General features: G+C 62.5%; 10 protein-coding genes. 6 read left to right on the top strand and 4 right to left on the bottom strand.

Features of this window, described 5'->3' with window-relative positions; genetic code table 11:
- Positions 1–89: 89 nt before the first annotated feature.
- A complete protein-coding gene (locus AERO9A_RS14650) occupies positions 90–1,067 on the top strand; it encodes a zinc-dependent alcohol dehydrogenase family protein (RefSeq protein WP_159972688.1) in 978 nt (325 codons plus the stop codon).
- A 54-nt stretch (positions 1,068–1,121) separates the two neighbouring features.
- Here AERO9A_RS14650 and AERO9A_RS14645 read toward each other — a convergent pair whose 3' ends face one another.
- A complete protein-coding gene (locus AERO9A_RS14645) occupies positions 1,122–2,471 on the bottom strand; it encodes an MFS transporter (RefSeq protein ID WP_159972687.1) in 1,350 nt (449 codons plus the stop codon).
- 649 nt (positions 2,472–3,120) lie between these two features.
- Between AERO9A_RS14645 and AERO9A_RS14640 the strand changes: the two genes are divergently transcribed.
- The gene (locus tag AERO9A_RS14640; protein ID WP_159972686.1) at positions 3,121–5,301 is read left to right on the top strand and encodes a bifunctional diguanylate cyclase/phosphodiesterase; all 2,181 of its coding nucleotides are present in this window, start codon (positions 3,121–3,123) and stop codon (positions 5,299–5,301) included.
- Positions 5,302–5,400: 99 nt separating this feature from the next.
- Here AERO9A_RS14640 and AERO9A_RS14635 read toward each other — a convergent pair whose 3' ends face one another.
- Both AERO9A_RS14635 and AERO9A_RS14630 read right to left on the bottom strand, forming a co-directional pair.
- Entirely contained in the window at positions 5,401–6,192 is a 792-nt protein-coding gene (locus AERO9A_RS14635) for a hydroxypyruvate isomerase family protein (RefSeq protein ID WP_159972685.1), read from the bottom strand.
- On the bottom strand, positions 6,189–7,079 hold the full coding sequence (locus AERO9A_RS14630; protein ID WP_159972684.1) for an NAD(P)-dependent oxidoreductase: 891 nt from the start codon (positions 7,077–7,079) through the stop codon (positions 6,189–6,191). Before AERO9A_RS14630 ends, AERO9A_RS14635 begins: the two co-directional genes overlap by 4 nt.
- A 125-nt stretch (positions 7,080–7,204) precedes the next feature.
- On the opposite strand from AERO9A_RS14630, the gene AERO9A_RS14625 reads away from it, so the two are divergent.
- Genes AERO9A_RS14625 through phnE form a run of 4 tightly spaced genes read left to right on the top strand, consistent with a single transcriptional unit; the run spans position 7,205 to position 10,429 of the window.
- On the top strand, positions 7,205–8,056 hold the full coding sequence (locus tag AERO9A_RS14625) for a putative selenate ABC transporter substrate-binding protein (RefSeq protein WP_159972683.1): 852 nt from the start codon (positions 7,205–7,207) through the stop codon (positions 8,054–8,056).
- The gene (locus AERO9A_RS14620; RefSeq protein WP_159972682.1) at positions 8,053–8,847 is read left to right on the top strand and encodes a phosphonate ABC transporter ATP-binding protein; all 795 of its coding nucleotides are present in this window, start codon (positions 8,053–8,055) and stop codon (positions 8,845–8,847) included. The genes AERO9A_RS14625 and AERO9A_RS14620 overlap by 4 nt, the downstream gene beginning before the upstream one ends.
- On the top strand, positions 8,841–9,668 hold the full coding sequence (locus tag AERO9A_RS14615; RefSeq protein ID WP_159972681.1) for an ABC transporter permease: 828 nt from the start codon (positions 8,841–8,843) through the stop codon (positions 9,666–9,668). The genes AERO9A_RS14620 and AERO9A_RS14615 overlap by 7 nt, the downstream gene beginning before the upstream one ends.
- Positions 9,665–10,429, top strand: a complete 765-nt coding sequence (gene phnE, locus AERO9A_RS14610) for a phosphonate ABC transporter, permease protein PhnE (RefSeq protein WP_159972680.1) — start codon at positions 9,665–9,667, stop codon at positions 10,427–10,429. The genes AERO9A_RS14615 and phnE overlap by 4 nt, the downstream gene beginning before the upstream one ends.
- Positions 10,430–10,452: 23 nt before the next feature.
- On the opposite strand, the gene AERO9A_RS14605 is transcribed toward phnE, so the two are convergent.
- Positions 10,453–11,907 carry an efflux transporter outer membrane subunit gene (locus AERO9A_RS14605; protein WP_159972679.1) on the bottom strand — a complete coding sequence of 485 codons (1,455 nt, stop codon included), beginning with the start codon at positions 11,905–11,907 and terminating at the stop codon, positions 10,453–10,455.
- Between the last annotated feature and the right edge of the window lie 56 nt (positions 11,908–11,963).

Raw genomic sequence — 11,963 nt, 5'->3', positions numbered from 1 at the left:
TCACCAGATTGGATGCAAGGTGATTCATTCCGCTTTGCACCTCAGCGGCTAGACTGGCTCGACACATTCGCTACTGCCAGGAAAACACCATGCTCAAAGCTGAATACCAAAAACGTGGCCCCGTTCCGCAAGACGTGATCGAAGCGGTCGAACTGACACTCAGCGAGCCCGCTGCTGGTCAGGTTCGTGTGAAGGTACTGGCCGCCTCGATCAACCCTTCCGATGTCCTCACCCTGACCGGCGCCTACGGCATTCTGCCGCCACTGCCGGCCGTTGGCGGCAATGAGGGTGTTGGCCGCGTCGAAGCACTGGGCGAAGGCGTCAGCCATCTCAAAGTCGGCCAGACCGTTCTACTGCCGGCCGGCAGCGGTACTTGGGTCAGCGCCATGAACGCACCGGCGGATAAGCTCATTCCATTACCCGACGCCGATCCGCAGCAACTGGCGATGCTCACCGTCAACCCGCCAACCGCCTCGCTGCTGCTGAGCGAGTTTGTCGACCTCAAGCCCGGTGACTGGGTGATCCAGAACGCCGCTAATTCGGGCGTTGGCAGCTACCTGGTACAACTGGCCAAGCTGCGCGGATTCAAGACTATCAACGTAGTGCGCCGCGAGTCAGCCATTGCTGCCGTGCAAGCCGAAGGGGGCGACGTGGTACTGGTTGATGGCCCGGACCTGGCCAAACGTGTGCGTGAAGCCACCGGCGGCGCCGATGTGCGCCTGGGCATTGATGCTGTCGGCGGTGTCAGCACCGAGCACTTGGCAGCCTCCATGAGCAACGGTGGCATATTGGTCAACTACGGCATGATGAGCGGCCAAGCCTGCCAAGTATCACCGGCGTCGTTTGTATTTCGCGACATAACGCTGCGCGGGTTCTGGCTGGCTAAGTGGTTTCAACAAGCCAGTCAAGCTGAACAAATGAAGGTGTTCGGCGAGTTGGTGCAACTGATCGCCAGCGGCAAGCTCAAAACCCGCATAGCGGCTACTTATGATCTGGCTCACATCAAGGAAGCCATAGCCGCTGCAGCCAGCGGCGAGCGCGACGGCAAGATCCTGCTGGTCCCCTGAAGCACGGTTGACTCCGAGCGGCCTGAACGCAGCCCCGCGTTCAGGCCATACGCCTCAATCGAGCAGTGTTGCGCCTTCAGTCGGTACAGCCTGCTCAACCTCACCACGCATACGCAAAGCATCGGCCTGGAAGCAACGCGCCGCCTGCAGCAAGGCCAGCAGAGTGAGCAACAGAGCGACTGGGATCAACAGCATCGCATCATGCAGGCCAACAGCTTTGAAAGCCTCAGTCATTTCGCTAGCACCGGCGGCATGCATCGCGGCCTTGGCGTAATGATCCGACAACCAGCCCACAGCTAATGGGCCAAGGCCACCGCCCAACAGGTAGAGACCGGCAAAGTACAGCGCCATCGCCGTAGCACGCAGACGCGGTTCGATGACGTCCTGAATGGCCGTATACACGCAGGTATAGAAGTTGTAGGCAAACAGCCAGCCCACACTGAACACCGCCACGAACACTGCCGTATCGAGCCGCCCGGCGAGCAGTGCCCAACCCGTGCAAACACCGCCGATCAGCATGCTCAGAGCCGCGAACAGCAAGCGCCCATTGGCCCAGCGCTGATGCACCTTGTCTGCGACCCAACCGCCCAGCGTTAGGCCGACCAACCCGGTCAGACCGACAATCACCCCAGTCGCCATCGCCGCGTTGTGCAGTGTCAGCCCGTAATACCGCTGCAGCATTGGCACCAGGAAGGAATTACAGGCGTAGGTGGCAAAGTTAAACGCCAGCCCTGCCAGCACCAGCCACCAGAAGGTGCGAATCGCCAGCACCTTACGCATCGGCTTGTCTACCGGTGCATCGCTGACCGGGCGGCTCTCGGCCGCACCACGCGCAGGTTCGCGGATAAAGAACAGGAACACCGCCAGAATCAGCCCGGGCACCGCAGCGATCACAAAGGGCGCACGCCAACTGTCAAACGCCTGCACCATGGCACCGATGGTGAAGAAGGCCAACAACAGACCCAACGGCAGCCCGAGCATGAAGACCCCCATAGCCCGAGCCCGTTTGTGGGCGGGGAAGAGATCGCCGATCAGCGAATTGGCTGCTGGGGCATAACTGGCCTCACCGATGCCAATACCCATGCGGATAAGCAGGAAGCTCCAGTAATTCCAGGCCAGGCCATTGAGGGCGGTCAAACCACTCCACGCAGCCAGCCCCCAGCCCATGATCTTGCGCCTGGAACCGGTATCGGCCATACGCCCTAGAGGTACACCAGCGACTGCATACACGATGGTGAATGCGGTACCGATCAACCCCAGTTGCAGGTCACTCAGGCCCCATTCCATGCGTATCGGTTCGATGATGATGGCCGGGATGGTGCGATCGAAGAAATTGAACAGGTTGGCGAGAAAAAGCAGAAACAGAATGCGCCAAGCGTTTGCAGCTTGCTGATTGGTCTGCATGGCAACTCATCTCTTGTTGTTATCTGCGCCGGGCTTCGTGATGCCGTCGCCCGGTAGCGCCAGCGAAATACCGGGAATTGCAATCTAGGCTGTATACGAAAGCACCTAGGCTCGATGATCCTGAAGGTGAAATCGCATCGAAATGTTCACTAACGCCACATCAGTACGGCTGCGACGTGATGCATGCTTCAAGCAACTTCGTACCCAGCGCTTTGCGTACAGAGCCTAGAGCCCTTGCCCTGGCGTGTCTGCGAACATTCGCTACGCTGATGTCGAGCGATGGCGCAACACAGCCAAACATGTGGCTAGCAAGCAGACTGCAGATTTACGTGCTAGAACCAATAGAGCAGCGCATGGCACATCGCCAATGCAGCGCATAACTGATGAGTTGATGGCCGATAACCGCGCGAATCGCTTAGCGGCAAGGCATGACGGGAATTACCACTGCGCTGGCAGCATATAAGGAGTAGACGAGTTTCACGGTCGAGCATTGAAGATACGTGAGTAGTACCGTACATCCGCATAATGGCTGCAATCGCACTACAGCTCCCAGGCATCCCCGTCACCTACTGCGTTTTTCGCGCGGCGCCTGCATCGGCCATATTCTCGGGCACTGACACGCCCAGAATCTCGGCAAGACGAGGTGACGATGGAAGGATTTTCGATCCATTTTCTCGGGAGCTTGCCCGCACAGGGCCAATTGCTGCTCGACTGCCGCCACGACCCCTGGCTGGTGTTGCTCTCCTACGTGATTGCCACCGCTGGCAGCCTGAGCACGCTGAATATCGCCAAGCAGCTCGACCACGAACAGCGCCACAGCATGCGTATAACCTGGGTACTGGTCGGTGCGCTATGCCTGGCCGGCGGTATCTGGTCGATGCACTTCATCGGCATGCTGGCCTTTCAGGCACCCGTGGCCATTCATTACGATCTCGCCACCACCCTACTCTCGCTTCTGGTAGCCCTGGCCGCCGCGTTGCTGGCGCTCTACTGTATGGCCCAGCCACGACCGAGCCTAACGCGGCAGCTACTGGCAGCATTCATCATCGGTAGCGGTATCGCCGCCATGCACTACAGCGGCATGGCAGCCATCCGCTCTCCAGCACAGGCCTACTACCACGGCGGGCTGTTCGCGCTCTCCATCGCCATCGCCATCTCGGCCAGTTTCGCCGCCCTGCTGCTAACCCAGTACTTCCGCTATGGCTCGCTACGCCGCCAGAAGTCGCTCAAATACTCCGCCGCACTGGTGATGGGCGCGGCCATCACCTCCATGCACTACACCGGTATGGCCGCGCTGTATCTGGTCGTGCCCGAAAGCACCGAGCTGCAATTGCGCAGCGCTGATAACAGCGTGCAATTGGTGCTGATCGTCGCCACAACCACGCTGCTGATCCTCAGCCTGAGCCTTGCCGCAGCCTGGATCGGTCGCAAGCTGGACGATAAGGAGCGCGACCTGCAGCGCGTCAACGCCCTGCTGGTACAACTCGATCACGCCCGTGCATCGCTGGAACAGGCGGCGCATTTCGACCCGCTCACCGAACTGCTCAACCGTCGCGGTTTCAACCGGGTGTTCGCCGCAGCCCTAGAAGAACACGCCATCACCGGACGTAGCCTGGCGGTAATGTTTCTGGACATGGATCACTTCAAACGTATCAACGACACCCTCGGCCACGATGCTGGCGACGAGCTACTGCGCGTGGTCGCCCAGCGTATCCGTAGCGCCCTGCGCGAGCGTGACATCGTTGCCCGCTTCGGCGGTGACGAGTTCTGTGTGGTGGCCAGCCTCGACAGCCACACCGCCCCACGACTCCTGGCCCTACGCCTGCTGGAGCAGATGAAAGAACCCATCATGCTGGCCGGACGCAAGATGGTGATGACCACCAGCATAGGCATCAGCCTGTTCCCCCAGGACGGTAGTAGCGCCGACGAACTGCTCAAACACGCCGACTTGGCCCTGTATCAGTCCAAAGGCAGCGGTCGCAACGTGGTGCATTTCTTCAACCCACACCTGCGGCAGAAGGCCTCTTTCGAGCTACAACTCGAAGAAGATCTGCGCCAGTCACTGCAACAAGGCAGTGGCCTGCTGCTCTACTACCAGCCGATCATCGATCTGCGCACCGGCGAGCTGGCCAAACTGGAAGCGCTGGTGCGCTGGAAGCACCCCCATCACGGCCTGCTGACGCCCGACCGCTTCATTGCCATTGCCGAGGCCAATGGATTCATTGCCCAACTAGACGACTGGGTGCTGACCCAGGCCTGCTACGACCTGCGCTACCTCTCGGAAAAGGGCTATGCGGAGCTCAGAGTGGCCGTAAACTGCTCGGCGCTGAATCTGAGCAACGACCTGCTCCCCGGGCGCGTTGAGCAAATTCTCAACGAAACACACTGTCCAGCCCAACGCCTGGAGTTGGAAGTCACCGAAAGCGCTCTGCTGAGCAACATCAACCGTGCCATTGACTTGCTCGAAGGCATTCGCGCGCTCGGTGTGAGCTTATCGATTGACGACTTCGGCACCGGTTACTCCTCCCTCGCCTACCTGCGACGCCTGCCGCTGAACACCCTGAAGATCGATCGCTCGTTCATTCAAGACATCGCTCACTCCAGCCAGGATCGAGAAATCGTCCACGCCATCATCGCCATGGCTCACGCCCTACACCTGAAGGTGGTCGCAGAAGGTGTTGAATCGACACAGCAACTGAGCTTCCTGCAGGAGCACGGCTGTGATCAGGTGCAGGGCTACCTGTTCAGCAAGCCGGTACCGCTGGACGAGCTGATCAACCAGTTTCAGCCCCATGAGCGACCACTGGAGCGTGTCGCCGCAAGGTTCTAGCGCCGTCGCCACACCCAAAAGCTCGCCGCTAAAGCGGCTCCTACAAAGCGGCATCGATAGTGTGGGAGGGGCTTTAGCCGCGCCCCAGACCGACACTTTTCACACGTTGGCCGCAAGCCTGAACGACGGCAACCAGCCCAGGCTCGCCTGGGTGCCCTGCTCTCCCGGCTTGTACTCGGCACCCAACCAGCCGCCGTAACCGCTATCACGCAACGCCATCAACAGCGGCGCAAAGGCCAGCTCGCCGCTACCCGGCGCGCCACGCCCTGGCACATCGGCGAACTGCACGTGGCCAATGCGCCCCGCCAGCAGACGCATTCCCGCCGCCACGTCCAGCTCCTGGCGCGCCATGTGGTAGAGGTCGTATTGCGCCGCCAGGTTAGGGTGATTCACCGCCCGCAACAGCTCATCCAGATGCTCCGGCGTATTGATCAGAAAGCCCGGCATATCGATGGGGTTGATTGCCTCCACCAGCACGCCAATGCCCAGCACGGCGAAGGCCTCGGCGCTCTTGTGCAGGTTGGCGGCCAGGCAAGCCAGTGCCTGCTCGCGGCTCACGCCCTCAGCCAGACGACCGGGCAGCACGTTGACGCATGCTGGGCGCACCATGGCCGCGTAGCTCAGCGCTTGCTGCAAGGCCGCGTCGAAATCAGCCTGGCGCGTCGGCACACTGGCCAGACCTGGCCCACCGCTCATCAGATCACCCGCTGGCACATTGATCAGCACCAGCGGCAAGCCGCTCAGCGCCAGCACTTCTTTCAACGTGATGGCTGGCAGCTCATAAGGGAACTGGATCTCGACACCCTCGAATCCAGCACGCATCGCCGCTAACACCCGTTCGCGCAACGGCAACTCGGTAAACAGCATCGACAGGTTGGCGGCGATCTTCATGGGCATTGCTCGCGTAGCATATCTACCAGCGTGGCAGGATCGTGCTCCAGATTGCCCTGGCTACCATGCAGGCGCATCAGTTGTGCAGCCAAACCGCTCATAGGCGTAGCAGCGCCCTCCTCACGCGCCAGTTTCACCGCCGTATCGAGATCCTTGAGCAAGGTTCGCACATGCCATTTGATCGGCTCGAATTGGCTGGCCGCCATCTGCGGGGCGAGAATCTGCAGCGGTTTGCTATCGGCAAAACCACCGGCCAAGGCTGGCGCGATCAAACGGGCATCGACCCCAGAGCGCTCAGCCAGCGCTACTACTTCGGCGATCACCAGCGCGTTGCAGGCCACGATCATCTGATTGCACACCTTGGTCACCTGCCCGGCGCCCACAGCGCCCATGCGCGTCAGGCGCTGGCCCAGGTGCGCGAGAATCGGTCGCACACGCTCGACATCCTCGTCACGCCCGCCAGCCATGATCGCCAGGGTGCCAGCTTCGGCGCCGGGCGTGCCGCCAGACACCGGCGCATCGACCCAACGCATGCCGGTACGCGCCTCCAGCTCAGCGGCCATCGCACGGGTGGCGGCTGGCTCCAGGCTGGAGAAGTCCACCAGCAATTGGCCGGGGCGCGCGGCCTCGACGATGCCGCCGGGGCCGAACACCACCTCGCGCACCACCTCGGTATTGGCCAAACACAACATCACCACACTGGCGTCGCGGCACAGCTCACTAGGGCTCTCGACCTGATGTGCGCCCTGCGCCAGCAGCGGCGCGCACTTGTCTGGTGAGCGATTCCAGACGCTCAGCGGATAGCCTGCGGCAAGCAGGCGGCGGGTCATCGGCAGGCCCATCAGGCCGATCCCGGCAAACGCCAGGGCGGGCAACGTGGCAGTCATCGAATAGCTCCAGATGCGGGGTCAAGTGCAGCATCTTAACCCCAGCGTCAAAGCACGGCTGCAAGCGCCTCGACGGGCCACTATACTCGGCACGCCTTCCCCGCTATTGAACCGGAGAATCCGACATGTTCAAGAAAACCCTGGCGCTCGCCGCCGGCCTCGCCCTGTCCGTATCTGCAACATTCACGCACGCCGCCGACGTGCTCAAGGTTTCGGCCATCCCCGATGAAGCCCCCACCGAGCTGCTGCGCAAGTTCAAACCACTCGGTGCCTATCTGCAGCAAGAGCTGGGTATGAAGGTAGAGTTCGTGCCGGTGGCCGACTACGCCGCCGTGGTCGAAGCGCTGGCCGCTGACCGCATCGACATGGCCTGGCTGGGCGGTTTCACCTTCGTCCAGGCGCGTCTGAAAACCGGCAACGCCGTGCCGCTGGTACAGCGCGAGCAGGATGCCGAGTTCACCAGCAAGTTCATCACCTCCGACCCAGCGGTGAAATCGCTGCAAGATCTCAAGGGCAAGACCTTCGCCTTCGGCTCGGTGTCGTCGACCTCTGGTAGCCTGATGCCGCGCTACTTCATGTTGCAAGACGGCATCAAGCCGGAAGACTTTTTCAGCCGCGTAGCCTACTCCGGCGCCCACGACGCCACCGCTGCCTGGGTGCAAGCCGGCAAGGCCGACGCAGGCGTACTCAATGCTTCGGTGTGGCAGAAGCTGGTCGACGCCAAGAAAGTCGATACCGACAAGGTCAAGGTCTTCGCCACCACACCGACCTACTACGACTACAACTGGACGGTGCGCGGTAGCCTCGACCCGGCGCTGCAAGCGAAGATCAAGGCCGCCTTCCTCGCCCTCGACCCGGCCAAGCCGGAGCACAAGGCGATTCTCGACCTGCAGGCCGCCAGCCGCTTTATCGAGACCCAGCCGGAAAACTACACCGGTATAGAAGAGGCCGCTCGCGCTGCTGGCCTGCTCAAGTGAGCATCACCCTGCGTGGCGTGGGCCTGGCCCACGCCAACGGCAAAGTCGCGCTCGATAACGTCGACCTGCACATCGCCCCTGGCGAACGGGTGGCGATCATCGGCCCTTCAGGCGCTGGTAAAACCACTCTGCTGCGGCTGCTGGCCACCAGCCTGCAGCCCACGCAAGGCGCAATCGAACTGCTGCAATACAACCCCTGGCACCTAACCAGCCGCCAGCGCCAGCGCTTGCGCGCGCGCATCGGCCTGATCCACCAGGCGCCGCCGCTGCCGCCGCGCCAACGCGTGGTCACCGCCGTGCTGGCAGGCAAACTCGGCCAGTGGTCTCTGGCCAAGGGCTTGCTCAACCTGCTGCATCCGCTGGATGCCAGCGGCGCGCAAGCGGCCCTAGCGCGTCTGGACATTAGCGAGCAGCTCTACCAGCGCTGCGACCAGCTTTCCGGTGGCCAGTTGCAGCGCGTCGGCATCGCCCGCGTGCTGTACCAGGCGCCGGAGTTGATCCTCGCGGACGAACCCGTCTCAGCCATGGATCCGGTGCTGGCCGGACACACCCTGGCCGTGCTTAACCGCGAGGCCGCCGCACGCAACATGACCCTGCTCGCCAGCCTGCATGCCGTTGACCTGGCCCTGGCGCACTTTCCCCGAGTGATCGGCCTTCGTGACGGACGTATCGCCTTCGATCTGCCGAGCAACGAGGTGCAGCCCGAGCAATTGCAGGCGCTGTACGCCAACGAGCAATTGCAGCCCTTGCCCAGCCCGCCCACACAGCCTGTGCATATCCCGCGATGCTGAGCACTGCCCCACGCGACCCCGCCGCCCTGCCACGGCTGCTCATCAGCGTACTGGCGCTGCTGCTGTTGTGGCCGGGAGTCAGCCTCAGCGAGCTGGATCTGGCCGTACTAGTGGATGGCGACAACACCCGCGCCATGGGTAACTTCCTCACCGGTTTCTGGCCGCCCGCGCATGATGGCGAATTTCTCGCCCTGCTTGGCCGCGCCACCCTGGAAACTCTGGCCATCGCCACCGCAGGCATGAGCTTGGCGCTGCTAATTGCCGTTCCCACCTCGCTGCTAGCCAGCCGCGCACTGTCGCTGTCAGCCGCGCACCGTGGAGGGCGACCGGCCTGGTGGGCGAGCCTGGCACGCTGGCCAGTACGCAGCCTATTGATCGTCCTGCGCAGCGTGCCGGAGATCGTCTGGGCGCTGCTGTTCGTCCGCGCCGTCGGCCTTGGCCCAACTGCCGGCGTGCTGGCCATCGCCATTACCTATGGCGGCATGCTCGGCAAGGTCTACGCAGAAATTTTCGAATCGGTCGATACCCGCCCAGCCCGCGCTCTGCTCGGTGCGGGCAGCAGTCGCCTGAATGCGTTCGCCTATGGCGTGCTGCCCAATGCCGCCACAGAGATGCTGTCCTATACCGTGTACCGCTGGGAGTGCGCCATCCGCGCCTCGGTGGTGATGGGCTTCGTCGGCGCGGGCGGCCTGGGTCAGCAGATCGACCTGTCGCTGCGGATGTTCGCCGGGGGTGAGGTGGCCAGCATGCTGCTCACCTTCCTCTTGCTGGTGCTGCTGGCCGACCAACTCAGCCGCCTGCTACGCGCGAGGCTGCTATGAAAGTCGGCAATCTGATCCTGCTCGGCGTCATGCTCGGCGCAGTGAGCGCATCGTTTCTCTACCTGGGCATCGACCTCGGCGCGCTGGTCGCCGGTGACAGCCTGGGGCAGATGGGCAAATACGCCAGCGGCTTCCTGCAGCCGGACTTTTCCGCAGCACACCTGCAGGCCATTGGCCGTGGCGCGCTGGAAACCCTGGCGATGTCCGCCATTGGCACACTGTTGGCAGCCCTGCTCGGCCTGGTATTGGCGCTGCCAGCCGCTGGGCGTTTCGGCGGCCTCGCGCAGCACACCGCGCGACTGTTGCTCAATGCCCTGCGCGCCATTCCCGAACTGGTGTGGGCTGCGCTGGTGGTGCTGGCTGCCGGCCTCGGCCCTAATGCCGGCACCCTGGCCCTAGCCCTGCACACCGCAGGCGTGCTTGGCCGCCTGTTCGCCGAAGCACTGGAAAACACCCCGCACGCACCTGCCACCGCCATCCGCGAAAACGGTGGCGGGCGTATCGTCGCCTTCTGTTACGGCACCCTACCGGGCGTCTGGCCACAGCTAGTCGCTTACACGCTGTACCGCTGGGAGAACAATATCCGCATGGCCAGCGTGCTCGGTTTCGTCGGTGCCGGCGGCCTCGGGCAGATGCTCTACATGAGCCTCAGCCTGTTCCAGGAAGCCCAGGCCGCGACCGTGATACTCGCCATGTTGCTGTTAGTGCTGGCGGTCGATGCGTTGAGCGGCTGGGCACGGCAGCGCTGGGTAAGCACCTGATCGAACCCCTGACGCGCCTGCAATCACTTGGCCGCAAGTGCCTCGGGCGCCTTCCAACCACCACCCAGCGCCCGGAACGCCGCCACTGCGGCACGAGCTGACGCGGTTTGCGCCTGAGCTTTAGCATCGGAGGCCTGCAATAAGTTTTCATCGGCCTGCAAGACCTCGATCAGGCTGACAGCGCCCTGCTGGTACGCCGCGAACGAGGCCTGGCGCGCGCGACTGAGCGAATCCACACCCTGCTCAAGCAGATAGGTTTGCTCCTCACGCTTGACCAGCGCCGAGAAGGCGTTTTCCACATCCTCGGTCGCATGCAGTACCGCCAAGCGGTAGGCCGCCAGGTTCTCAGCCTCCTGCCCCTTGGCCAGGTCAATTTGTGCATTGATACGGCCAAAGTCGAACAACCGCCAACGCAGCCCAAGCACGCCACTCATCTGGCTAGCACCACTGCTGAACAGATTGCCGTCAGACACTGACGTGGCGCTGCCAATCAACCCGCTGAGAGAAAACTTGGGGTAATACTCGGCAATGGCGGCGCCGATGCGTGCGTTCGAGGCCGCCAAACGGCGCTCAGCCACGATCAAATCCGGCCGACGCCTCAGCAGATCACCGGGCTCGCCGGTGGCGGCAATTTGCGGAGCGAGCGGAATGCCTACAGCCTCAACCAGCTCAGAACGGTGCGTGCCGGGCTGCGCGCCCAGCATCACATCAAGCGCATTGAACGCCGTATCCAGACCGGTTTCCAGCACCGGCACGGACGCCCGCACCAGAGCCAGTGCACCTGCGGTCTGATGTACCTGAAGCTCGGCCGCCAGCCCTTGGCCCTGCAGCAACTGGATAGTCGCCAACAGGTCTTCCTGCGTCTTCACCTGTTTTCGTGCAACCTCAATGCGGGTTTGCAGCCCACGGATGGTGATGTACAGATCGGCGGTCTGGGCCGCCACCGCCAGCCGCGTGGCCACTGCGCCTGCCTCAGAGGCCTGGTATTGCGCAATGGCGGCCTCACGGTCACGACGCAGACCACCAAAAACATCCAACTCCCAACTGGCGCCGAGATTGGCTTCATAACTATTGCCGTAGCGATCGAAGCCGGGCGTGGAATTGAGCACCTGTCCCAGTGGCGTCTCGACCGACTGATAGGCCCTGCCGCCCTGGCCACTGATGGAGCCCGAGGGCAGCAATGCAGCATTGGCCGCCCCCAGACCAGCACGGGCTTGCTCAATACGCGCCGCGGCCTGTTCAAGATCGAGATTCTGCTCCAGAGCCAACGTCACGAGTCGGGTTAACTGCGGATCGCCAAAGCCAACCCACCAGTCAATCAGATCCGCCTTAGTGCGGGCTGACCGGCCATCAACAGCGGGCTGACCTAGATAGCCTTCAGACAGCGAAAACTCAGGACGCTCATAATGAGGGCCAACCGCGCAGCCTGCCACCAGGCCGGTGCTGATCAGTACAACGAGGAGTCGCTTTGAGGGCATGGGATGTTCTTCCTGGGCAAGGGAGGAGACTGCACAAAATGTGACCATAATACATT

Source organism: Pseudomonas sp. 8Z, assembly GCF_902506535.1.
Taxonomy (GTDB): domain Bacteria; phylum Pseudomonadota; class Gammaproteobacteria; order Pseudomonadales; family Pseudomonadaceae; genus Aquipseudomonas.
This window is presented reverse-complemented; position numbering and strand designations above follow the sequence as displayed.

Coding starts and splice junctions, on each gene's coding strand:
- AERO9A_RS14630 (WP_159972684.1), bottom strand. CDS start 7,079: ATGACTGCCACGTTGCCCGCCCTGGCGTTTGCCGGGATCGGCCTGATG.
- AERO9A_RS14650 (WP_159972688.1), top strand. CDS start 90: ATGCTCAAAGCTGAATACCAAAAACGTGGCCCCGTTCCGCAAGACGTG.
- AERO9A_RS14625 (WP_159972683.1), top strand. CDS start 7,205: ATGTTCAAGAAAACCCTGGCGCTCGCCGCCGGCCTCGCCCTGTCCGTA.
- AERO9A_RS14615 (WP_159972681.1), top strand. CDS start 8,841: ATGCTGAGCACTGCCCCACGCGACCCCGCCGCCCTGCCACGGCTGCTC.
- AERO9A_RS14640 (WP_159972686.1), top strand. CDS start 3,121: ATGGAAGGATTTTCGATCCATTTTCTCGGGAGCTTGCCCGCACAGGGC.
- phnE (WP_159972680.1), top strand. CDS start 9,665: ATGAAAGTCGGCAATCTGATCCTGCTCGGCGTCATGCTCGGCGCAGTG.
- AERO9A_RS14645 (WP_159972687.1), bottom strand. CDS start 2,471: ATGCAGACCAATCAGCAAGCTGCAAACGCTTGGCGCATTCTGTTTCTG.
- AERO9A_RS14635 (WP_159972685.1), bottom strand. CDS start 6,192: ATGAAGATCGCCGCCAACCTGTCGATGCTGTTTACCGAGTTGCCGTTG.
- AERO9A_RS14605 (WP_159972679.1), bottom strand. CDS start 11,907: ATGCCCTCAAAGCGACTCCTCGTTGTACTGATCAGCACCGGCCTGGTG.